The sequence below is a fragment of the Rathayibacter sp. AY1A7 genome (genome assembly GCF_002930845.1).
Lineage (GTDB): Bacteria > Actinomycetota > Actinomycetes > Actinomycetales > Microbacteriaceae > Rathayibacter.
Window position 1 is genome coordinate 281,338 of the sequence record NZ_PSTL01000002.1, and the last position, 20,631, is coordinate 301,968.

The following is a 20,631-nucleotide window of genomic DNA, read 5'->3' on the forward strand; positions in this document are numbered from 1 at the left end:
GGCACGGCGCTTCGATTACTCCAATGCATAATGCTGGGCACAGCCATGCGCATAGGGTATGCATGTGGATCTCGAGCAGCTGACCGGATTCGTCGAGGTCGCCCGCCTCGGCAGCTTCACCCGCGCCGCCGAGGAGCTGCACCTCGCGCAGCCCTCGCTGAGCCGCCGGATCGCCGCGCTGGAGCAGGACCTCGGCTCCGAGCTCTTCCACCGGGCGCGCTCCGGCAGCACCCTCACACCGGCCGGCGAGCTGCTGCTGCCGCTCGCCCGGCGCATGCTCGCCGACGCCGGATCGGTGCGCCGCGAGCTGGCCGAGCTGGCCGGACTCGAGCGCGGCCGGGTGCGGTTCGGCGCGACGCCGACGCTCTGCATCAGCCTCGTCGCGGAGGTGCTGCACGCCTTCCACTCCGCGCATCCCGCCGTGGAGCTGCACCTCGCCGAGGACGGGTCGCGGAGCCTCTTCGACCGGCTGGCACGGGGCGAGCTCGACCTGGCGCTGGTGACGACCTCGACCGCGGCCGCTCCCGGCGCCTTCACGGTGACGCCGCTGCTCGTCGAGGAGCTCGTCGTGGTCTCCTCCGCCGCGGAGCCTCCCCTCGCCGCGACCGGCGCGCTCGACCTGGCGGCGGTAGCCCGCCTCCCGCAGATCGTCTTCAACTTCAGCTACGACCTGCGCCGCACGACCGACGCCGCGTTCGCCGCCGCGGGCCTGGAGCCGGACGTGGTGCTGGAGGGCGCCGAGATGGACGCGGTTCTGCGCTTCGCCGAGCGGGGCCTCGGCGTCGCGGTCGTCCCGGCGATGGTGCTGCAGGGGCGCCCGGGCCTGCGCTCGATCCGCATCGAGGAGCCGACGCTCGAGAAGCCCACGCTGACCCGGACGATCAGCCTCGCGCGCCCGGCGGACCTCGCGCCGACCGCCGCGGCGCGGGTCATGCAGGGCACCGTCGCGGCGACCGCCCGCGCCTTCGCCGCCCAGGCCGGCGGCACGATGCGCCTGGCCGACAGCCGCTGATCCAGCGGGGTCTCATCACCCCGCTGCGCGGCCGGCACATTCTGATCGAGCGGCCCCGGAGGGCGCATCGAGATCCCCCCGCACGCGCAGGAGCGCCCCCGGCCCCGCAGGGCCGGGGGCGCTCCCCGGTGGTTCAGCCGTGCGCTACGAGCACGGGCGCGCCGCGTACGGAGCGCTCACCTCCGTCTCGACGGGGGCGCCGTTCATCGTGGCCGTGGCCTCGACGGTCACCGCACCGGCGGGCAGGTTCGCCTGACGGGTGGTGAAGGCGTGCGACACGGTCTTGCCGGGCGCCACCGAGGTGAACGACTTCGTGCCGGACGTCGACGTGAAGGTCACGCCGACGGGGACGTCGGAGCCGTTGCTCGCCTGGACGGTGACGATCGCCTTGCCCGCGATGCAGCGGGTCGCCGCGCTCGCCGTGATGTCGAGCGCCGGAGCCGCCTCGCCCTCGGTGAAGGCGAAGGTGTCGAGCTCGAACAGGTCGCCGGAGGGTCCGGAGTAGCTGAAGAACACGTCGTGCACTCCGGTCGCTCCGGTCAGCGCGGCGCTGACGTCGGTCCACTCACCGGTCGTCCCGTTCACCGCGACGGTGCCCGCGACGGGCCCGGTCTCGGAGTCGAGGCGGACGGTGACGGTGCCGCCGGCCTGCAGCGCCTTGGCCTTCGCGGTGAACGTCGCGGCTCCGGTGTCCCCGAAGTCGACGGCCGACAGCGCGGTCCAGTCGCCGTTGTCGAGGTCCTTCAGCACGAGGTTCTGGGTCGCGCCCGCGGCGGGGGTGCCGAGCGGCGCCGTCGCGATGCCCTTGCTCCAGCCGATGGTCTCGGCCGGGAAGGTGCGGTACGGATCGAAGTCCTTCACCTGGTCGACGCCCTTGTAGTCGCCGACCACCTGCTGCACCGTGCCGTCGGCGTTGAACTGCAGCTCCTGGATGTGCGGGCTGCGGTACCCCTGGGTGGTGTCGCCGTTGATCCGCTTGTTGAGCGTCGGCGCGTGGTAGGTGAAGTAGTACTTGCCGCCCAGCTCGAAGACCGACTGGTGGTTGTTGCCGCCGGTGCCGGCTCCGAAGAAGCGGCTCTGGTTCGGGAACATCACGCCGGCGTAGTTCTCCTTGGGCCAGGACATCGGGTCGTCCGAGATCATGTAGCCGATCTCGCCGCCGCCCGGGTAGCCGGGCTCGCGGGTCTGGTTGCCGCCGAAGTCGTTGCCGCCGAAGTGGGACGAGTACGAGAGGTAGTACTTGTCCTGGCGCTTGAACACCTGGGCCGCCTCGAACGCGACGGGCGCGTCCACGACGGCGGAAGTGCCCTGGGTCGAGATCATGTCGTCGCCGAGCTCGATCACGCGGATGTTCTTCGGGTTGTTGAAGCGCTCGGCCGCGGGGAGCGCGGTCGAGGCGGGTCCGCCTCCGAAGAACAGGTAGCCCTGGCCGTCGTCGTCGACGAGCGGTGCCGGGTCGAACTTCCACGCGACCGCCTCGGCGCCCGGGGTGGACGCGTTGATGAGCGTGGAGGTGCGCTGGCTGGTCCACGGACCCACCGGCGAGTCGCCGGTGATCACGTTGCTGGAGCCGCCGCCGTTGGCGTAGTAGAGGAAGTACTTGTCGACGCCGTTCACGGTCTTCTTCGCCATGCCGGGAGCCCACGAGTTGCCGGTGTAGGGCGCGACTCCGGTGGAGCCGGCGACCTGGATCTCGCCGTGGTCGGTCCAGTTGACGAGGTCGTCCGAGGAGATCACGGTGATCTGGTTGATCTTGCCGTAGTCGATGCCCGCCGAGACGCCCGTGGCGGGGTTCGGAGCGTAGCCCTGGGTGTCGTTCGTCATGTACATGTACACGCGGCCGTTCTCGACGAAGCCGAAGCCGTCGGCGCCGAACTTCCAGCCCATGAGCGGGTTGTGGTCGCCCGGGATCTTGCCCACGACCTCGATGGTGCGCGAGGCGGGCGCGGGCGGCGCCGCTCCGACCAGCGAGACGTCGTCGAGCTTGTAGTCCATGAGGTGCGTCTCGGGCGCGGCAGACGGAGTCGCGGTCCACGGCGTCTCGAAGAAGAGGCGCGCGGTCGCGACGCTCTGCCCGGCGGGGATGGTGAACGATCCGTTGATCGTCGCCCACTGCCCCTTCGTGGCGGTGACGCTCGCGAGGTTCGTGTAGGTGCCTCCGCCGTAGTGCATCGTGGCGAAGAACTGCTTGGTCGCGGGGCTCGCGGCGTTCTCGTACTTGATCTGCGCCTTGACCTGGTAGGTCTGGCCGGCGACGACCTTGCCGCTGAGGTCCTGCATGGCGCCCGCGCCGGTGGTCGTGCGGCCGGTGACGAGCGCTGCGGCGGTGCCGGTGCGCGCATCCGTGGTCGTCGCGATGGTGCCGGCGTCGGCGGCGTTGCCGTTGTTGACGAACCAGCTGCTGATGCCGCTCTCGAAGCCGCCGTTGACGATGAGCTCCGCCTCAGCGGCGGACGAGGTCTGGGCGGCGAAGGGGGCCACCAGGAGCGCGGTCAGCGCGGCCGTGGCCAGCAGCCTCAGCCGCAACCGCCCCTTCGGAGCGGCTTCTCGTTGTGGTGATCTCACGGATCCTCCTTGATCGTGTCGTGCAGGAGATCGTCGGCGACGGGTGCCGCTGACGCGTTCGGGGGCGGGGGCGGCCGCGCGGGCCGCCCCCGGAGTGCTCAGCCGCAGGACGCGGCCGGATGGGGCGCTCTCACCGTGGTCGTCACCGGCTCGCCGTCGAGGGTGGCGGTCGCGGTCACGACCACCTCGGCGGCGGGGACCGAGGCCGCCCGCGTGGTGAAGGCGTGGCTCGTCGTGGCGCCGGGTGCGAGCGCGGCGACCGTCTTCGTGCCGGAGGCGCTCTCCATCCGGAGGGCGACGGGCACGTCGTCGGCGTTGGTCGCCCGCACGGTCACGACGACCTTCCCCGCGATGCAGCGGGTCGCGGCGGCGGCGGTCACGTCGAGCGACGCCTCCTTCAGCGTCCCGAGGCGCGCCAGCTGGTAGCTGAGCGCGCGCTCCGGGGCGTCGATCTGGTTCTGCGATCCCGCGGTGCCGACCGCCTGCGCCTTCGCGAGGACCGACTGGAGGTCGGACCAGGCGTCGGCCGGGTAGTCGTCGGAGCGGAGCGTCGCCGCGTGAGCGACGGCCGCGTCGAGCTGCGAGCGGTCGAGCGCCTTCCCCTCCGAGGAGAGGGTGTCGCTCAGGAGGAACTCGTCGACGTCGACGTGGCCGCCGGCGGTCTTCGTCGCGTAGCTGAACAGCCCGAGGCGGTGGCCCATGAAGTGCGTGAGCTGACCGTCGAGGGTCTGCGGGCCGACGCGGCTGCCGAGCTTCGTCCAGCTCGTCCCGTCGAGGCTGTACGAGAAGGTCGTCCAGAGCTGTCCGGCCGGGGCCGAGAGCTCGAGGTCGGCCTTCAGGCGCACCTGCGAGGCGTCGCCGAGGGCGGCGGTGGTGCCGGGGAGGAAGGACTCCACGGCCGCCTGATCGAACGTGGTCGCGAACGGCTGGCTGCGGTTCACGACGCCGACGGTGGTGACGCCGTCCACGCGCTTGACCGCGACGTAGGAGAAGCCGCGGTTGTAGGCCGCGAGGCCGGCGACGTCGCCGTCCTTCATCCCGGAGACGTCGAACGCCGCCTCCGCCGACTGCTTCGGAGCCACGATGCGCTGGGAGAGCGTGTTGCGCGCCTCCTCCAGGTACGTCATCTCGGGCGAGCCCGAGAGACGCGTGTGCGCGGCCGTTCCGCTGAGCACCTTCCCGTTGGTGAGGCGGAGCCAGCCCTCGCGCTCGGTCAGCGACCAGTAGCGGTTGTCGGGGGCGTGGTTCCACTGCCAGGGGAGGGCGAGGGTCGAGCCGTTCGGCTCGATCTCGGCGGCCGTCGGGCGCTCGAGGGTGGGAGCGGCGCCGACGAGCGAGACGTCGTCGAGCAGGTACTCGGTGCTCGAGGACGCCGGCTGCGGATTGCCCCACGGCGTCTCGACGGCGAACTTCACGCTGCCGACGTTCGCGGTCTCGGGCACCGTGTAGGTCCCCGTGATCGTCGTCCACTGCCCCTGCGTGACGGCGGCGGAGGCCATCGTCACGGGTCCCGCGCCGAAGTCGGCGCAGAGGTTGAAGCGGACCGACGCGGGGCCGGTCGTGTACTTCACCTTCGCGGACACGGTGTACGTGACGCCGCGCTGCAGCTTGTTCGCCAGCACCTGGCTCGGGCCGGAGCCGTTGAGCGTTCGGGTACCCACGCGGAGCGCGGCGGTGCCGGACGCCGGGTCGGTCGTGTCGGCCGACAGCGTCGCGCCGAACTGGCCGGCCCATGGCGCCGTCCCCGACTCCGCTCCCGGGTTCTGGAGCAGCTGCACGCCGAGCAGCGACGCGTCGTAGGCGGGCGCGGGCGGGATCGTCCACGACTCGTCCTGGTAGGCCTTCGCCGGGGCGTCGTTGTCGAAGTCGTCCGAGACGACGATGCTCTTCTGCCGCTCGAACAGCTCCTCCTCGGGGCTGAGGCGGATCGGCTTCGGGAAGCTCCCGCCCACCGGCACCGAGCCGTTCGTCCCGAACGTCGGCCAGCCGTCCTTCCACGTCGCCGGGATGAGCCCGGGGATGCGGCCGGTCGGGAAGCTGTCGCGGAAGAACATGCCGTGCCAGGCGGTCGAGCCGTCCTCCTTCGCGATCGGCACGAGGCTCCCCTGGGCGAACCCGCTGGAGTTCAGCACGCCCTTGCCCTCGTAGGGGTTGCTGCCGTCGGCGGTCGCGTAGCGGCCCAGCAGCTCGGACGAGCGGAACAGCGCCACCTGGCGGCCCTGACCCGAGGGCCAGGTGATGATGACGATGTAGTACTGCCCGTCGATGTACTGCACCTGCGCGCCCTCGAAGAGGCCGCCGAGGTAGCCGGCCCCCGGGTAGTCCGAGGTGCGGAGGATGTTCGGGTACTCGGCGACGACGGTCGTCAGGTCCTCGCTGAGCTTCACGGCGCTGGTGGATCCGGAGCCGTAGAAGATGTACGGCGTGCCGCCGTCCGCGTCGTCGAAGAACAGCGACGGGTCGTGGAAGGCGCGGCCGAGGGCCGTGCGGGTCCAGGCGCCGTCCTCGATGTCGTCGGTCGAGTAGAGGTAGGAGCCGCCGAGGTTGTTGGTGTTGAAGACCGCGTAGTAGCGGCCGTCGTGGTACCGCAGCGACGAGGCCCACTGGCCGTTGCCGTAGGAGTTCTGCCCGTTCCGGAGCGAGAAGCGGTCGCCGATCTCGAGCCGGTCGAAGACGTAGTTGACGATCTCCCAGTTGACGAGGTCGTAGGACTTCATGATCGGGGCGCCCGGGCTGAGGTGCATCGTGGTGCTGATCATGTAGTAGATGTCGCGGCCGTCGTCGTTCTCGGACGCGGGCACGCGCTCGACGCTGACGTCGGGCACGTCGGCGTTCAGCAGCGGCACGGAGTAGGTGCCGTCGCCGCGGTCCGTCGACGTGTAGGAGGCCTTCGGCGACCACGCGCCGGCCGCGGTCGCCGGAGCCGCGCCGGAGGCGAGGAGACCCGCCGCGAGGAGGGCGCCGATCGCCGTGGAGGCGACTGCGCGCATCGGAGTCATTCGAACAGCGACAGCGTCAGGACGGAGGAGTAGTCGCCGGGGGCGACGTCGGCCTCGGTCTTCAGGGTGAGGCCCGCGGACACGGTCCAGGACCCGTCCGTCGCGGTCTCCTGCGAGTCGAGCGACAGCGCGAGCAGCTCCTGGTCGAACAGGCCCACGGCGTCGGCGCCCTCGTCGAGGATCGTGTCGACCGGGTCGCCCTCGGACACGAGGCCCGACTCGCCGCCGTCCACGAGGACGGGCGTCCAGCCGAGGTGGTCGGAGGAGATGTCCTCCTGGTCCGCGTCGCCGGTGAAGGCGCTCGCCGAGCCGAGGACGTACCAGCCGGCTCCGGCCGGGATCTCGTCGACGGTCCGGGTGTCCGTCACGGTCACGTCGGGCAGCTGCCCGGTGAACGCGCGCACGGTCGGGGTGGAGCCCTCCTCGGCGAGCGTGGCGGAGGTGCCGTCGATCGACATCGAGAGGGCGCCGGGCTGCTCCAGCTCCTCAATGCTGACGTTCACGTCGACGTCGTCGGAGCCGTACTCGGTGTCGGCGGCCGCGGCCGCGGCGGCGACGCCGGACAGGAGCAGGCAGCCGGCGAGAGCGGCGCCCGAGCGGACGAGCCAGAGGGGTCGGGGGGTGCGTCGCGTGGACATGGTGTTCCTCACTCGATCGGCATCGTCGCCGATCAGGTCGAGCGCCGGACGGCGCGGAGTGGTGGCGCGGCCCGAGGCCGCGAGAGGACGGAGCGCGGCGCAGCCCGAGGGGCGTTCGGCCGCGCCTGGAGCGCAGGACGCGCGGAGAGCGGCGGACGGCTCGTGCGCGGCGGCTTCCACAGCGTGGCCACGCGAGCTCCAGCTCTCGACCCCCTCAGCACTGAGGGGAGAAAGGCTGCCCGATACTCGTCTCTCTCGACTGCTGAGCTTTCCCTCAGCTAGTCTTGCGGGCAATGTTACCGGGAACATTCCCGATTGCAAGGACGTGTTCTCAACCGTCCGGAGCAGCGCAGCGAGGCGATCACCGCGTTCCGCCGCGGCCGGGCGGGGACGGCGGGAGGGGACGAGGATGTCCGCAGGGGCGGCGACGGCGGAGGCCGAGCAGGAGGTCGTGACGACGGAGTGCGCGGAGCGCTCAGGCGTCATTGGCGTGCTCCTGGGCGACTTCGAGCCGTTCGGCACGGAGGTGCTGCAGGGAGTGGCGACGGCGCTCCGGGGGACCCGGTTCGACCTCCTCGCCGGCAGCGGGGCGAGCCGCCGGGGCCGGGCGGGATGGGAGCAGGAGTCCCTGCGGCGCCTCACCGAGGCGCACGTAGCGGGAGCGATCCTGGTGACTCCCTCCGGCGTGATCCCCCCGTCGGACCTGCCGCTCGTCGTCGTGGATCCGCTGACCGCGCAGACCGAGCTGCACTCGGTGGCGACCGACGACTTCGGCGGAGCGCAGCTGGCGACCAGCCACCTGATCGGGCTCGGCCACCGCCGCATCGGCTTCGTCGCGGGCCGCCCCGACCTGGAGTCGTCGCACCGGCGCGGCGCCGGCTACCAGCGGGCGCTCGCGGACGCCGGCCTCCCCTACGACCCCGCGCTCGTACGGGTCGGCTACTACCGGCACGACCCCTCCCTCGCCGCCGCCCACGAGCTGCTGCTGCTGCCCGACCGCCCGACGGCGGTCCTCGCCGCGAACGACGCCTCCGCCATCGCCGTGATCGAGGCGGCCCGGGCGCTGGGCCTCTCGGTGCCGGGGCAGCTTTCGGTCGTGGGCTACGACGACGTGCCCGACGCCTCCCGGGTGGTCCCCGCGCTCACGACGGTGAGGCAGCCGCTGCACCGCGTGGGGCGCGCGGCCGCCCGGGCGCTCCTGACGCTGATCGACGGCGGGAGCGTGGCCGAGCAGCACGTGCGGCTGCGCAACAAGCTCGTGCTCCGCGGGTCGACGGCGCCTCCCGCCGAGGGCCCGCCGTCCGGCTGACTCCTCCCCCTCCCCCAGCCGGCGGGAATACGCTCGGCGCATGAACCAGCAGCGCACTCCGGTCACGGTCACGGTCACGGGAGCGGGAGGCGCCATCGGCTACGCGCTCCTTTTCCGCATCGCCTCGGGTCAGCTCCTCGGGCCGGACGTCCCCGTCCGCCTGAACCTGCTCGAGATCCCCTCCGGCCTCCGCGCGGCCGCGGGCACGGCGCTCGAGCTGCAGGACGGCGCCTTCCCCCTCCTCCGCGGGATCGAGGCGACGGACGACCCGGCCGCCGCGTTCGACGGCGCGAGCGTCGCCCTCCTCGTGGGCGCCCGGCCGCGCAGCGCGGGCATGGAGCGCGCCGACCTGCTCGCCGCGAACGCGGGCATCTTCGGACCCCAGGGCGCCGCGCTGAACGCGCACGCCGCCTCCGACATCCGCGTGCTGGTCGTCGGCAACCCGGCCAACACCAACGCCTGGATCGCGCGGCGCAGCGCCCCGGACATCCCTGCCGGCCGCTTCACCGCGATGACGCGACTCGACCACAACCGGGCGGTCGCGCAGCTCACCGCGAAGCTCGACGCCCCCGTCGACGCGATCGAGGGCGTCGCGATCTGGGGCAACCACTCCGCCTCGCAGTACCCCGACGCGACGCACGCCACCGTCGGCGGACGGCCGGTGCCCGAGCTGGTCGACGCGGAGTGGCTGCACACGGAGTTCGAGCCGCGGGTCGCCAAGCGCGGCGCCGAGATCATCGAGGTCCGCGGAGCCTCCTCGGCCGCGTCCGCCGCCTCCGCCGCGATCGATCACGTGCGCGACTGGGTCGACGGCACGTCGTGGACCTCGGCCGCCGTCGAGTCGGACGGCTCCTACGGGGTGGAGGAGGGGCTGATCTCCTCGTTCCCGGTCCGCTCCGTCGACGGCGAGTGGCGGATCATCGAGGGGCTCGAGATCGACGCGCACTCCCGCGCGCGGATCGACGAGTCCGTGCTCGAGCTGCGCGCCGAGCGCGACCAGGCGCTGGCGTTCCTCGCGTCCTGACGCGCCCCTCCCCGTCCTGTCGCCACGGGATGCCACTCCGGTACGCCTCGCGCGACGTGTCGCGTACCGGAGCGGCATCTCGAGGAGGGGCTCAGCGGCGCTTCTCCGGAGTGGGGAGGGTGCCGGAGGCGCGGGCGGCCTCGTACCAAGCGTGCGCCTCCTCCTGGCGCTCCGCCTCGGCGCCGGTCGCGATCGCCGCGCGCACGTGCTCGGGCCCGTAGCCGAACGACGCGACCAGGTCGGCGGCGTGCGGGCGGATGCGGGCGAGCAGCCGGTCGATGTAGGACGTCACCGCGACCGCTCGCTGCGACGACAGGCGCCCGTGGATGAGGTACCAGTCGAGGTGCTTCTCGATCAGGCCCAGGCCGAACAGGTCGCGGAGCCAGGTGAGGACGGTGCGCGTGCCCGCGTCCTCGACGCCGGCGAGCGCCTCCGTGAACGCCTCCCACTGCAGCAGCTCGGCGTGCGCGCGCGCCGCCTCGATGAGCTCGCTCTGGTGCGCGTTGAACAGGCGGGCCGCCTCGTCGGAGGGCAGCTTCGACGCCGGGCGCAGCCGTGAGGCGATCCCCGCGACCATGCTCTCGACGCGGCCGGTGAGCAGCTCGCGCTGGTCCTCCCGCAGCTGGCCGACCGAGCGGGCCGTCGATCCGCGATCGGCGACGACCTGGGCCAGACGGCGCAGACCCGAGTTGTCGACGGTCGCCCCCGCGACCTGCGAGGCGGCGTACCGCGCGAGCTCCGCGGGCTGGGCGCCCTTGAAGCGGCGTCCGACGTCGGTCAGCAGGCGCTTGGCGACCAGCTGGAGGAGCACGGTGTTGTCGCCCTCGAAGGTCGCGTACACGTCGAGGTCGGCGCGCAGCTGCGTGAGCCGGTTCTCCGCGAGGAAGCCCGCGCCTCCGCAGGCCTCGCGCGCCTCCTGCAGCGTGTCGAGAGCGTGCCAGGTCGAGAGCGCCTTCAGCCCCGCGGCGAGGGTCTCGAGGTCCTGCCGCGACTGCTCGGTGTCGTTAGCGCCGGAGAAGACCTCGTCGAACGCCGTTAGCAGCTTCTCGTGCGCGAAGGCGGCGGCGTAGGTGGTGGCCAGGCGCGGCAGGAGGCGGCGCTGGTGCCGCTGGTAGTCGAGCAGCACCTCCTCCCGCTCGCCGCCGCCGGTGAACTGGCGGCGCTGGTCGCCGTAGGTCACGGCGACCGTCAGCGCGATCTTCGCCGCGGCGACCGAGGCTCCGTCGAGCGAGACGCGGCCCTGCACGAGCGTGCCGAGCATGGTGAAGAAGCGGCGGCCCGGGCTCGCGATCGGCGAGGAGTAGGTGCCGTCGGCGGCGACGTCGCCGTAGCGGTTCAGCAGGTTCTCGCGCGGGACGCGGACGCCGTCGAAGTGGAGGCGGCCGTTGTCGATCCCGTTCAGACCGCCCTTGAGGCCGTCGTCCTCCCCGCCGACGCCGGGCAGGAACGCGCCCTGCTCGTCGCGGATCGGGACGAAGAAGGCGTGGACGCCGTGGTTCACCCCTAGGGTGACCAGCTGCGCGAAGACGACGGCCGCACGCCCGTCCACCGCCGCGTTGCCGAGGTAGTCCTTCCAGGCCGCGCGGAACGGCGTCCGCAGCACGAACTCGCCGTCCTCGTAGGTGGCGGTCGTGGCGATCGACGCGACGTCGGAGCCGTGCCCGGTCTCGGTCATCGCGAAAGCGCCCGGGATCTCGAGGCTCATGATCCCCGGCAGCCACTTCTCGTGGTGCGGGCGGGTGCCCAGGTGCAGGACCGCGGCGCCGAAGAGCCCCCACTGCACGCCGGACTTGATCTGCAGCGACGGGTCGGCGGTGACCAGCTCCTCGAAGCCGGCGATGTTGCCGCCGTGATCGGCCTCGCCGCCGAGGTCGACCGGGAAGGCGCGGTGCACGCCGCCCTCGGCCGCGAGCACGCGCATCTGCTCCGAGACGCGGAGGCGGTGCTCCTTCATCGGGAGGCCGTCGGTGCGGTGCAGCTCGGGGCGGGCGGTCAGAGCGCGGCTGGCGAGGCGCTGCTCGCGCCAGGCGCCGAGGAGGGTCTCGCCGAGGGCGGCGACGTCGACGGCGGGGGCGCCGTCCTCGTCCAGGCGCGCATCGACCTCGGAGCCGAGGGAGTCCACCGGCGGCGTGGGCGCGATGGAGCCCGATTGGGAGCGCCGGGCCCGCGTGCGCCCGGTGGCCGCCCGGTCGGCGGCGTCGGCGGCGGAGCGGGGGTGGGGAGCGGTGCTGACCATGGTGTTCGTGTCCCTTCGACCGTCTGCGGTTCGGGCCGCTCCCGGTGCGTCGTGCGCCGACGGGCGCGGCAGCGGAGGCGGTCCTCGCACGGTAGGTCGCGCGGCGGCGCGGCGGAAACGTTCCGTCGCCCGGGCACAAACGGCGCCGGGCGGAGGCGGAAGCGCATTGTCGGAACCGACCAGGCGGAGGCGGGGCGCCTCGTCTGTGCGCTGGACGGGCTGTCCCTGCCGACGGGAGCGGAGGAGGGGGCGGCTCGTCCGTGTGCTGAACGGACTGTCCCTGCGGGCTGCTTCTGCGGAGGAGGGACGCCGCACCGGAGGACGCGTCGCTAGTCTCTCGGCATGAGCGAGCCGCCGCTGCCTCCCCCTCCGCCCGCCCGACAGCCGGCGGCCGGGCCACCCGTGGTCGGCTCGCCCGCGTCTCTCGGGACTCCGGGTGCGCCGCCCGTGGACCTCGCGGCAGCGCCTCCCGGGCCTCCCGCCGCGCCGGGATCCGGGGTTCCGCATGGGCGCCCGGTCCGCGTCTGGGACCTGGTGCTGACGATCGTGCTGATCCTCGTGGCCTCCGCGGTGACGCTGCTGCTGTCGTTCTTCGGGCTGTTCTTCGCGATGGCCAGCGACTCGTGCGGCGGATCGAACGCCTGCGACATCGGCCTGATCGAGGGCGGGGTGGTCCTCGCCGCAGGAGGAGTGTGGGTGCCGTTCCTCGCGGCGCTGGCCTTCTCGATCGTGCTGCTGGTGCGGCGGCGCATCGCGTTCTGGGTGCCGGTGGCGGGCCTCGCGGTGTCGTTCTGCTGCACGCTGCTCGGCGGGTGGATGGCGTCGACGGGCGCGGGCGGCTGAGGGCGCTCGCCGACGCCTCGGACCGAGGACGCTCGCGTCGGTGACGAGATGGGCACGATCGCCGACGCGGAGCCCGGAACACGGTCGCCCGCGCCGGCGCCCGCCTCCGTCGCGGGTGGTGAACCGCGCGCCTCAGCGACGGATCAGTAGCTGTCCCAGCCGGGCTCCCAGTCGGGCTCGTCCGGCGGCACCCAGTCGTCCTCCGGCGGCTGAGCGGCGGACACCGGCGGACCGGACGACTCGCGGCCGAACGAGGGCTTCGCCCCTTGCGAGCGGGACGACCCGCCACGGGCGGCCGGCGCGCGGCGGGGAGCGGGAGCCTCCTCACCGGGTTCCGGGACGGCGATCTCGGGGCTCTCCCCCGCGACGACGGCGAGAACGGCCTCGCCGTAGGTGAGCAGCTTCTTCTGGCCGACGCCGCCGATGATGCTGAGCGCGTCCATCGTCGCCGGCTCGGCGGTCGCGATCTCGCGGAGGGTCGCGTCGTTGAAGACGATGTAGGCCGGGACCGCCTGCGCGCGGGCCTGCGCGGCGCGCCACTCCCGGAGCCGCTCGAACAGCGGCTGAGCCTCGCCCGACAGCTCGGCGACGGTGGACCGCCCGGAGCGGGAGGATCCGCTGGAGCGGGCCGGCTTCTCCGGCTCCTGCCGCAGCTCGACCTTCCGCTCGCCGCTGAGGACGGAGCCGGACGCGGGCGTGAGCACGAGCGTGCCGAAGCCGTCATCGTTCACGCCGAGCAGGCCCTGCGCGAGGAGCTGGCGGGCGACTCCGCGCCACTGGGTGTCGCTGAGCTCGGCGCCGATGCCCCAGGTGGCGAGGCCGTCGTGCTGGTGCTGAGTGGTGCGCGGCGTGGTCTTGCCGCGGAGGACGTCGATGATGTGACCGGCGCCGAACTGCTGGTTGCGCTCTCGCTTGAGGCGGACGACCGTCGACAGGAACTTCTGCGCCGCGACGGTGCCGTCCCAGGAGGCGGGCGGCTCGAGGCAGGTGTCGCAGTTGCCGCAGGCGGTGCTCTCCTGGCCGAAGTAGGCGAGCAGGTTCACCCGGCGGCACTGGACCGTCTCGGAGAGCGCAAGCATCGCGTCCAGGTGCGCGGACATCCGCCGACGGTGCGCCAGGTCTCCCGGCGACTCGTCGATCATCCGGCGCTGCTGCACCACGTCCTGCAGGCCGTAGGCGAGCCAGGCGGTGGACGGCAGTCCGTCGCGGCCGGCGCGACCCGTCTCCTGGTAGTAGCCCTCGACCGACTTGGGCAGGTCGATGTGCGCGACGAACCGCACGTCCGGCTTGTCGATCCCCATGCCGAAGGCGATGGTCGCGCAGACGATGACGCCCTCCTCGCGGAGGAACCGCGACTGGGCGGCGGCGCGCACCCGCGAGTCGAGGCCCGCGTGGTACGCGACGGCGTCGAAGCCCGCCGAGCGCAGCGCCTCGGCCGTCGCCTCGACGCTCTTGCGGGAGAGGGCGTAGACGATGCCCGCGTCGTGCGCGTGCTCGCGCCGCAGGAAGTCGATCAGCTGCTTGCGCGGCTCGACCTTGTTGACGATCCGGTACTGGATGTTCGGGCGGTCGAAGCTCGAGACGAAGTGGCGGGCGGCGCCGAGGTGCAGGCGCGAGGTGATCTCGCGGTGCGTCGCCTCGGTGGCGGTCGCGGTGAGGGCGATGCGCGGGACGTCGGGCCAGCGCTCGGCGAGCTCGCCCAGTGCGAGGTAGTCGGGGCGGAAGTCGTGGCCCCACTGGCTGACGCAGTGGGCCTCGTCGATCGCGAAGAGGGCGATCCGGCCGCGGGCGAGGAACTGCTTCATGCCCTCGTTGCCCAGGCGCTCCGGGGCGACGTAGAGCAGGTCGAGCTCGCCGTCGAGGTAGGCGCGCTCGACGCGGCTGCGCTCGCCGGCGTCCTGGGTGGAGTTGAGGAACTCGGCTCGGACGCCGTTCGCGCGGAGGGCGTCGACCTGGTCCTGCATCAGCGCGATGAGCGGGGACACGACCACGCCGGTGCCGGGGCGCACGATGGCGGGGATCTGGTAGCAGAGCGACTTGCCGCCGCCGGTGGGCATCAGGACGACGGCGTCGCCGCCTCCGATGACCTGCTCGACGATGGCCTGCTGCTCGCCGCGGAAGGAGCCGTAGCCGAAGACCTTCTCGAGGATCGCCTGCGCCTCGGAGGATCCGGAGCCCGCAGCGCCGCTCGCCGCGTCGCTCCGGACGCCGCCGCGGGACTCCGCCGAGGGGTCGGCGAGCGGCGGGGCGGGGAGGGCTGTCGCGGTGGGCTCTGTCACCCGGGGAACTCTACCCGCCGCCTCCGACGCCGCCCCGGGGGTGCGGGGAACTGTGGAGAAGGGCTGCAGGGAGGGAGCTGGGGAGGCGGCTGCGGGGAGGTCGGGGGTCTTCTGCGGCGCCCGGATCAGAGGTCGGTGAGGGTGCGGGTGTCGCCGTCCCAGAAGCGGACGCCCGCGAGGCCGACGGTGAACGGCTCGCCGAGGAGGGGGACGGCGTCGCCGAGCTGCTCGGCGCGGAGGCGGCGCGAGACGCTGATGTGCGGCGTCCAGGCGTCCGGCAGCGAGGTGTCGACGCCGCCCGGCACGAGGCGCGTGGCCCGATCGTGCAGCGCGTCGAGGGCGGGCGAGCGGACCACTCCCCAGGCGAGGACGAAGCGCCCGGCGTGCGGGAAGAGGAGGACGGCGCCCAGGTCGGCCGTCGCCGGCAGCGGACCGAGCGCGCCCGGCTCCGGGGCGGTCAGCTCGGGCCCGGCGACCAGGGTGAGGTGCGGGCGGTTGCTGGCGGACGTGTGCAGGGCGAGGCTCGGGATGCCGGCCGCCTCGAGCGCCTCCCACTGGCTGCGGACGCGAGCCTCCGACTCCGGATCGAGGAGGACTTCGAGGCTGCGCATGTCCACATTCTGCCGCGGCTCCTGTGTGCGGGCCTTCGCGGGCGCGCGGCCACTCGCGGGTGCGCGCGGTCCTCACCGGCTCCCGCGAGTGTGCAGGAGTTGTCGCACTCGAGCTCGAGTGCGACAACTTTCGCGCACTCGCGGGGGCGAGGAGCGGGGCGGAGACGGGGAGCGGGCGGGAACCGCCCACCCGCGCCCCGCCACCCGCGTCAGCCGATCGTCACGAGGGCGGCGAACAGCTCCGGCGCTCGGCGGTCGACGATCCGACCGCCGACGCGGATGCCGACCAGCGCGAAGACGGTGCCCAGCACGAGGGCGGCCGCCAGTCCGATCAGGCCGAAGGCCGGGTCGCCGCCGATGAGCGAGATCGCGCCGAGGACGATCGACGGGAGCGCCAGCAGGCCGGTCGCGGCCATGCTCCCCAGCATCACGACGCTCGAGATCATCCCGGAGCCCGGCGGCGTCTTCAGCGGGCTGTCCCCCGGCCCGGGCACGGGGTAGACGACGAGCGACGAGGCGACGCTCGACACTCCGAACCCGCTGAGCACGAGGGCCAGCGCCATGCCCAGCACGGCCGGGATCGCGTCGGCGCGTCCCGCGTACAGCGCGGTGCCCACCGCCACGACGACGACCGCAGGGATGCCGATGATCGCGGCGGCGACGACGCGACCGGCGCGGTCGGCCGACCCCGTCACTCCGGAGCTGACGTGCGCCGCCCAGGCGGTGCCGTCGTACGACACGTCGGCGCAGAGGGTCACGCCGAAGATCAGGCCGACGAGCACGGCCGAGAGCAGCACGAAGGTGTCGCCCCCGCTGCCGATCGCGGAGTAGAAGACCGCGAGGACGACGACGGCGGGGATGACGAGGAGCCCGCGGCTGTAGCGCGGGTCGCGCCACCAATAGCCGAGGGCACGCGCGGCGACGGCGCCGGTCGGGGTGCCGGGGAAGCGCCCGAACAGGCCGAGGCCCGCGGATCCGGAGGCGGAGTGCGCGCCGGACGCGGCGGGCTCCGCGAGCGCGTGCCGCAGCGCCCGGGCCCACGCCCAGACGAGGACGGCCAGCGTCGCGAGCCCGATCAGCAGGCGCGCGATCGCCGCGACCCAGTCGCCCGCGACGACGGATCCGGGGACGGCCCAGATCGCGCCGAGCGGCGACCAGCCGAGGGCGCCCGCGATCACGGGCAGGACGTCCAGGCCGTCGCGGATCACGTTGGTCAGGCCGAAGAAGAGAGGTCCGAGCAGGATGACGACGACGAGCACGACGCCGCCGATCACCTCGCGGTAGCGGCGGCTCGAGCCCAGGCCCGTGGTGAGCGCGCCGATCAGGCGGGACGCGACCACGCAGGTCGCGACGCCGATCACCGCAGCGACGAGGCCGGGCAGGATGCCGATCGGACGGCTCCACCAGGCGGCGGCGGAGGCGAGCGCCCCGAGCGTGGTCACCACGCCGGGGATGCCCGCGAGGCCCGCGGCGGCGAGCCCGAGGAGGAGGGTCCGCAGCGGGATCGGGAACGTCGCGAGGGTGGGCAGGTCGAGGCTCTGGTCGGAGCCGGACAGGAAGATCGGCCCGAGCACCCAGCCGAGGATCAGAGCGGATCCGCCGAGGACGATCGCGACGTTCGCGAACGCCGGGTCCGTGCCTCCGAGCGCGACCAGGCCGGCCGCGACCAGGCCGAGCACCGCGATCGCGTAGAGACCGCCGAGGATCACGCCGATCAGCTGCCACACGTTCCGCGTCAGCGAGTTGCGGAGCAGGAGCAGCCGCAGCCTCAGGAGATGCGCAACCATGCCGGTCCCTCCTGGTGGGTGCGGCCGCCGACCAGCTCGACGAAGCGCTCCTCGAGGCTGGAGCCGGCGCGGACCTCCTCGAGGGTGCCGGAGGCGAGCACGCGGCCGTCGGCGATGACGGCGACCCGGTCGCACATCCGCTCGACGAGGTCCATGGAGTGGGACGAGACGATGACCGTGCCGCCCGACGCGACGAAGCCGGTCAGGATGTCGCGGATGTTCGCCGCCGAGACCGGGTCGACCGACTCGAACGGCTCGTCGAGCACCAGGAGGCGCGGGGCGCGCACGAGCGCGCAGGCGAGCGCGATCTTCTTGGTCATGCCCGCGGAGTAGTCCACGACGAGCGTGCGGTCGGCCGGATCGAGGCCGAGCAGGGCGAGGAGGTCGTCGGTCCGCTCGACGACGACGGAGCGCTCGAGCCCGCAGAGCAGGCCGTAGTAGGTGACGAGCTGGAGACCGGTGAGGCGGTCGAACAGCTTGACGCCGTCGGCGAGGACGCCGATCAGCCGCTTCGCCTCGAGGGTGTCCTTCCAGACGTCGACCTCGTGGATCGTGACGACGCCGCTGTCGGGGCGGAGCAGGGCCGTGGCCATCGAGAGGGTCGTCGTCTTGCCCGCGCCGTTGGGGCCGACGAGCCCGAAGAAGGAGCCGGCGGGGACGTCGAGGTCGATGTCCTTCACGGCCTCCTTGTCGCCGAAGCGCTTGCGGAGGCCGCGGATCCGCAGAGCGACCTCGCCGTGGCGGCCGGAGGCCTCGGGGGCGGCCCACGCGGGGGTCGCGGAGTCGGTGTGCGCGGAGTCGGTGTGCGCGGAGTCGGTGTGCGCGGAGTCGGTGCCGTCGGCGGCGATGCGCGCGGCGGGGCTCTCGGTGTCCGTGCCGTCCTGGGGAATGCCGGGGGGCGTCGTCCCGTCCATGTGTGTCCCTTCCGGGCCGCGGTGGGCGGCCGCTCCTCCACCCTAGGCAGGCGCTGCGGTCGGGGCATCCGTCCCGCGATGGAGTCGCGCGGAACGCACCGGCGCGACCCCGGCGGCTCGACGGGGCGGGGCGGAGCACGGCCGCCTACGCTGGCCCCATGCCCACGCTCCTCCTCGTCCGGCACGGACGCACCACCGCGAACACCGCGGGGATCCTCGCCGGACGCACCGCCGGAGTGCGGCTCGACGACGTCGGACGCACGCAGGCGGCGCGCACCGGGGAGCGGCTGGCGGCGGTCGAGCTCGCGACCGTGGTGTCGAGCCCGCTCGAGCGGTGCCGGCAGACCACGCGCTTCGTCCTCGAGCGGCAGACGGGATCGCCGGCGACGGTGATCGACAAGGGCATCACCGAGTGCGACTACGGCGACTGGTCGGGGCGCTCGCTGCGGGATCTCGCGACGGAGCCGCTCTGGGCGACGGTGCAGAACCAGCCCTCCGCGGTGGTCTTCCCCGGCGGCGAGGGGATGCTCGCGATGCAGGCCCGGGCCGTGTCGGCGATCCGCCGGCACGACGCGGCGGTGGCGGAGGAGCACGGGGCCGTCGCGGTGTGGGCGGCGGTCAGCCACGGAGACACGATCAAGGCGATCCTCGCGGACGCGCTCGGCATGCACCTCGACCTGTTCCAGAGGCTCAGCGTCGGACCGGCGTCGGTGTCGATCATCCGCTACGGCGCGGGGCGGCCGGAGGTCGTCTCGATGAACACGGACGCCGGGGACCTGGGCTGGCTGCGGAAGGCGGCCCCCGTGGCGGACGCCGCCGTGGGGGGCGGGGCGGGGCACGAGTAGGCGGGGTTCCGGAGGGCCGCTTCAGGGCTCGATCGAGCGGCAGGGACGCGGGTGCTCGGCGGCGGTGGATCTCGATGCGCCCGCTCCGCGGGGGGGCTCGGTCAGCAGGAGGGGCGGGCTGCTCGATCAGCAGGCCGCCCGAGCCCGACGCGCGCAGCCACCGCGGAGGCGGGCGCTCGTAGACTGGGGGCATGCCTCCGATCGTGCACGGATTCGACTGGCCCGATCGCGTCGTCGTGGGGACCGTCGGCTCACCCGGCTCGCGTTCCTTCTACCTCCAGGCCAAGACCGGGCCCCGCGTGGTCAGCGTCGGCCTCGAGAAGCAGCAGTCGGCCCTCCTCGCCGAGAAGATCGACGAGATCCTCGACCAGCTGATGACCGCCCAGGGCAACCCGGTCAGCGTCCCCGCCGGCACTCCCCCGGAGCTCGTCGACAACGACCCGCTCGACCAGCCCGTGGAGCCCGAGTTCCGCGTCGGCGGGCTCAGCCTCGGCTGGGACCCGTCCACCGCGCAGATCGTGATCGAGGCCTACCCGCTGACCGAGGTGGAGGACGACTCCGAGGAGGAGCCCGAGCCCACCGAGATGCTGCAGGTGAAGATCCCGGTCGGAACGGCGCGCGCCTTCGCGAAGCGCACCCTCGAGGTCATCGGCGCCGGACGTCCGCTCTGCCCCCGCTGCGGCGAGCCGATGGATCCCGACGGGCACGACTGCCCGCTCGCATGAGCGACCCGGGCGGGCTCGACGGCGAGCTGGAGCTGGCCGGCCGGATCACGATCGCCTCGAACGCGACGTTCCTCGCGCAGCTCGGCGAGACGTCCGTCGTCTACAAGCCGATCTCGGGCGAGAAGCCGCTGTGGGACTTCCCCGACGGCGTGCTCGCGGGCCGCGAGGTCGCCGCGTACCTGGTCTCGGAGGCGCTCGGCTGGAACGTGGTGCCGCGCACGTGGCTCCGCGACGGTCCGCTCGGGCCGGGCATGGTCCAGCTCTGGCAGGACATCGATCCGGACCAGGACGCGGTCGACCTGGTGCCCACCGACGCCGTGCCCGACGGATGGCGGCACGTCCTCGACGGCAGCGACGAGGAGGACCGCGACATCTCCCTCGTGCACGAGGACTCGACGGCGCTGCGCCGGATGGCCGTGTTCGACGTGGTCGCCAACAACGCGGACCGGAAGGGCGGGCACGTGCTCGCGCTGCCCGACGGCCACCGCTACGGGGTCGACCACGGCCTCACCTTCCACTCCGAGCACAAGCTGCGCACGGTCCTCTGGGGCTGGATCGGCGAACCGCTGCTCGAGGAGGAGCTGACGGCGCTGGCGCTCCTGCGCGCGCAGATCGACGGACCGCTCGGCGAGGCGCTCTCGGAGCTGCTCACCGAGGACGAGGTCGCCGCGTTCGCGAAGCGCTGCGAGCGGCTCGGCTCCTTCGGCCGCTTCCCGGGCCCGCGGGGCGGGATGCCCGCGGTGCCCTGGCCGCTGTTCTGAGCCGGGGGCGGTCGGAGATCAGGACGAACGCCGCAGGAGCGACGGGGACGCGCTGATCCTCAGGGGCGGGAGCGGGTCCCTCC

At 73.3% G+C, this 20,631-nt stretch carries 15 protein-coding genes; 7 read left to right on the top strand and 8 right to left on the bottom strand.

Annotation, left to right across the window (positions count from 1 at the left end; translation table 11 throughout):
• The first annotated feature begins 58 nt into the window (after positions 1-58).
• Positions 59-1,012, top strand: a complete 954-nt coding sequence (locus tag C5B95_RS03475) for a LysR family transcriptional regulator (RefSeq protein WP_104348469.1) — start codon at positions 59-61, stop codon at positions 1,010-1,012.
• A gap of 144 nt (positions 1,013-1,156) precedes the next feature.
• Here the strand turns inward: C5B95_RS03475 and C5B95_RS03480 are convergent, their stop codons facing one another.
• The 3 genes from C5B95_RS03480 to C5B95_RS03490 form a co-directional block, all read right to left on the bottom strand.
• On the bottom strand, positions 1,157-3,577 hold the full coding sequence (locus C5B95_RS03480) for a family 43 glycosylhydrolase (RefSeq protein WP_219812654.1): 2,421 nt from the start codon (positions 3,575-3,577) through the stop codon (positions 1,157-1,159).
• A 98-nt stretch (positions 3,578-3,675) separates the two neighbouring features.
• Entirely contained in the window at positions 3,676-6,567 is a 2,892-nt protein-coding gene (locus tag C5B95_RS03485; RefSeq protein WP_258059768.1) for a family 43 glycosylhydrolase, read from the bottom strand.
• Positions 6,568-6,572: 5 nt separating this feature from the next.
• The gene (locus C5B95_RS03490; protein ID WP_104233676.1) at positions 6,573-7,214 is read right to left on the bottom strand and encodes a hypothetical protein; all 642 of its coding nucleotides are present in this window, start codon (positions 7,212-7,214) and stop codon (positions 6,573-6,575) included.
• A gap of 409 nt (positions 7,215-7,623) precedes the next feature.
• Here C5B95_RS03490 and C5B95_RS03495 point away from each other — a divergent pair, with 409 nt between their 5' ends.
• Both C5B95_RS03495 and C5B95_RS03500 read left to right on the top strand, forming a co-directional pair.
• Positions 7,624-8,523: a LacI family DNA-binding transcriptional regulator gene (locus C5B95_RS03495; protein ID WP_104224380.1), complete on the top strand. Its 900-nt coding sequence runs from the start codon at positions 7,624-7,626 to the stop codon at positions 8,521-8,523.
• A gap of 40 nt (positions 8,524-8,563) precedes the next feature.
• The gene (locus C5B95_RS03500; RefSeq protein ID WP_104348472.1) at positions 8,564-9,547 is read left to right on the top strand and encodes a malate dehydrogenase; all 984 of its coding nucleotides are present in this window, start codon (positions 8,564-8,566) and stop codon (positions 9,545-9,547) included.
• 91 nt (positions 9,548-9,638) lie between these two features.
• On the opposite strand, the gene C5B95_RS03505 is transcribed toward C5B95_RS03500, so the two are convergent.
• Positions 9,639-11,783, bottom strand: coding sequence for an acyl-CoA dehydrogenase (locus tag C5B95_RS03505; RefSeq protein WP_104348473.1), 2,145 nt, complete (start codon positions 11,781-11,783; stop codon positions 9,639-9,641).
• Positions 11,784-12,125: 342 nt separating this feature from the next.
• Here C5B95_RS03505 and C5B95_RS17690 point away from each other — a divergent pair, with 342 nt between their 5' ends.
• A complete protein-coding gene (locus tag C5B95_RS17690) occupies positions 12,126-12,626 on the top strand; it encodes a DUF6264 family protein (protein WP_219813806.1) in 501 nt (166 codons plus the stop codon).
• Between the two features lie 143 nt (positions 12,627-12,769).
• Here C5B95_RS17690 and recQ read toward each other — a convergent pair whose 3' ends face one another.
• The 4 genes from recQ to C5B95_RS03530 form a co-directional block, all read right to left on the bottom strand.
• Positions 12,770-14,905 carry a DNA helicase RecQ gene (recQ, locus tag C5B95_RS03515; protein WP_104287760.1) on the bottom strand — a complete coding sequence of 712 codons (2,136 nt, stop codon included), beginning with the start codon at positions 14,903-14,905 and terminating at the stop codon, positions 12,770-12,772.
• A gap of 125 nt (positions 14,906-15,030) precedes the next feature.
• Positions 15,031-15,516 (bottom strand): 2'-5' RNA ligase family protein, encoded by a 486-nt coding sequence (locus tag C5B95_RS03520; RefSeq protein WP_104226039.1) that lies wholly within the window; start codon positions 15,514-15,516, stop codon positions 15,031-15,033.
• 209 nt (positions 15,517-15,725) lie between these two features.
• A complete protein-coding gene (locus C5B95_RS03525; RefSeq protein ID WP_104345471.1) occupies positions 15,726-17,303 on the bottom strand; it encodes a transporter in 1,578 nt (525 codons plus the stop codon).
• Positions 17,285-18,217 carry an ABC transporter ATP-binding protein gene (locus tag C5B95_RS03530; protein WP_104348476.1) on the bottom strand — a complete coding sequence of 311 codons (933 nt, stop codon included), beginning with the start codon at positions 18,215-18,217 and terminating at the stop codon, positions 17,285-17,287. The genes C5B95_RS03525 and C5B95_RS03530 overlap by 19 nt, the downstream gene beginning before the upstream one ends.
• A 158-nt stretch (positions 18,218-18,375) precedes the next feature.
• Between C5B95_RS03530 and C5B95_RS03535 the strand changes: the two genes are divergently transcribed.
• The 3 genes from C5B95_RS03535 to C5B95_RS03545 all read left to right on the top strand — a co-directional run bounded on the left by C5B95_RS03535 (position 18,376) and on the right by C5B95_RS03545 (position 20,548).
• Positions 18,376-19,062 carry a histidine phosphatase family protein gene (locus C5B95_RS03535; protein ID WP_104348477.1) on the top strand — a complete coding sequence of 229 codons (687 nt, stop codon included), beginning with the start codon at positions 18,376-18,378 and terminating at the stop codon, positions 19,060-19,062.
• A gap of 191 nt (positions 19,063-19,253) precedes the next feature.
• A complete protein-coding gene (locus C5B95_RS03540) occupies positions 19,254-19,787 on the top strand; it encodes a DUF3090 domain-containing protein (protein ID WP_104348478.1) in 534 nt (177 codons plus the stop codon).
• The gene (locus C5B95_RS03545) at positions 19,784-20,548 is read left to right on the top strand and encodes an SCO1664 family protein (protein WP_104348479.1); all 765 of its coding nucleotides are present in this window, start codon (positions 19,784-19,786) and stop codon (positions 20,546-20,548) included. The genes C5B95_RS03540 and C5B95_RS03545 overlap by 4 nt, the downstream gene beginning before the upstream one ends.
• The last annotated feature ends 83 nt before the right edge of the window (positions 20,549-20,631 follow it).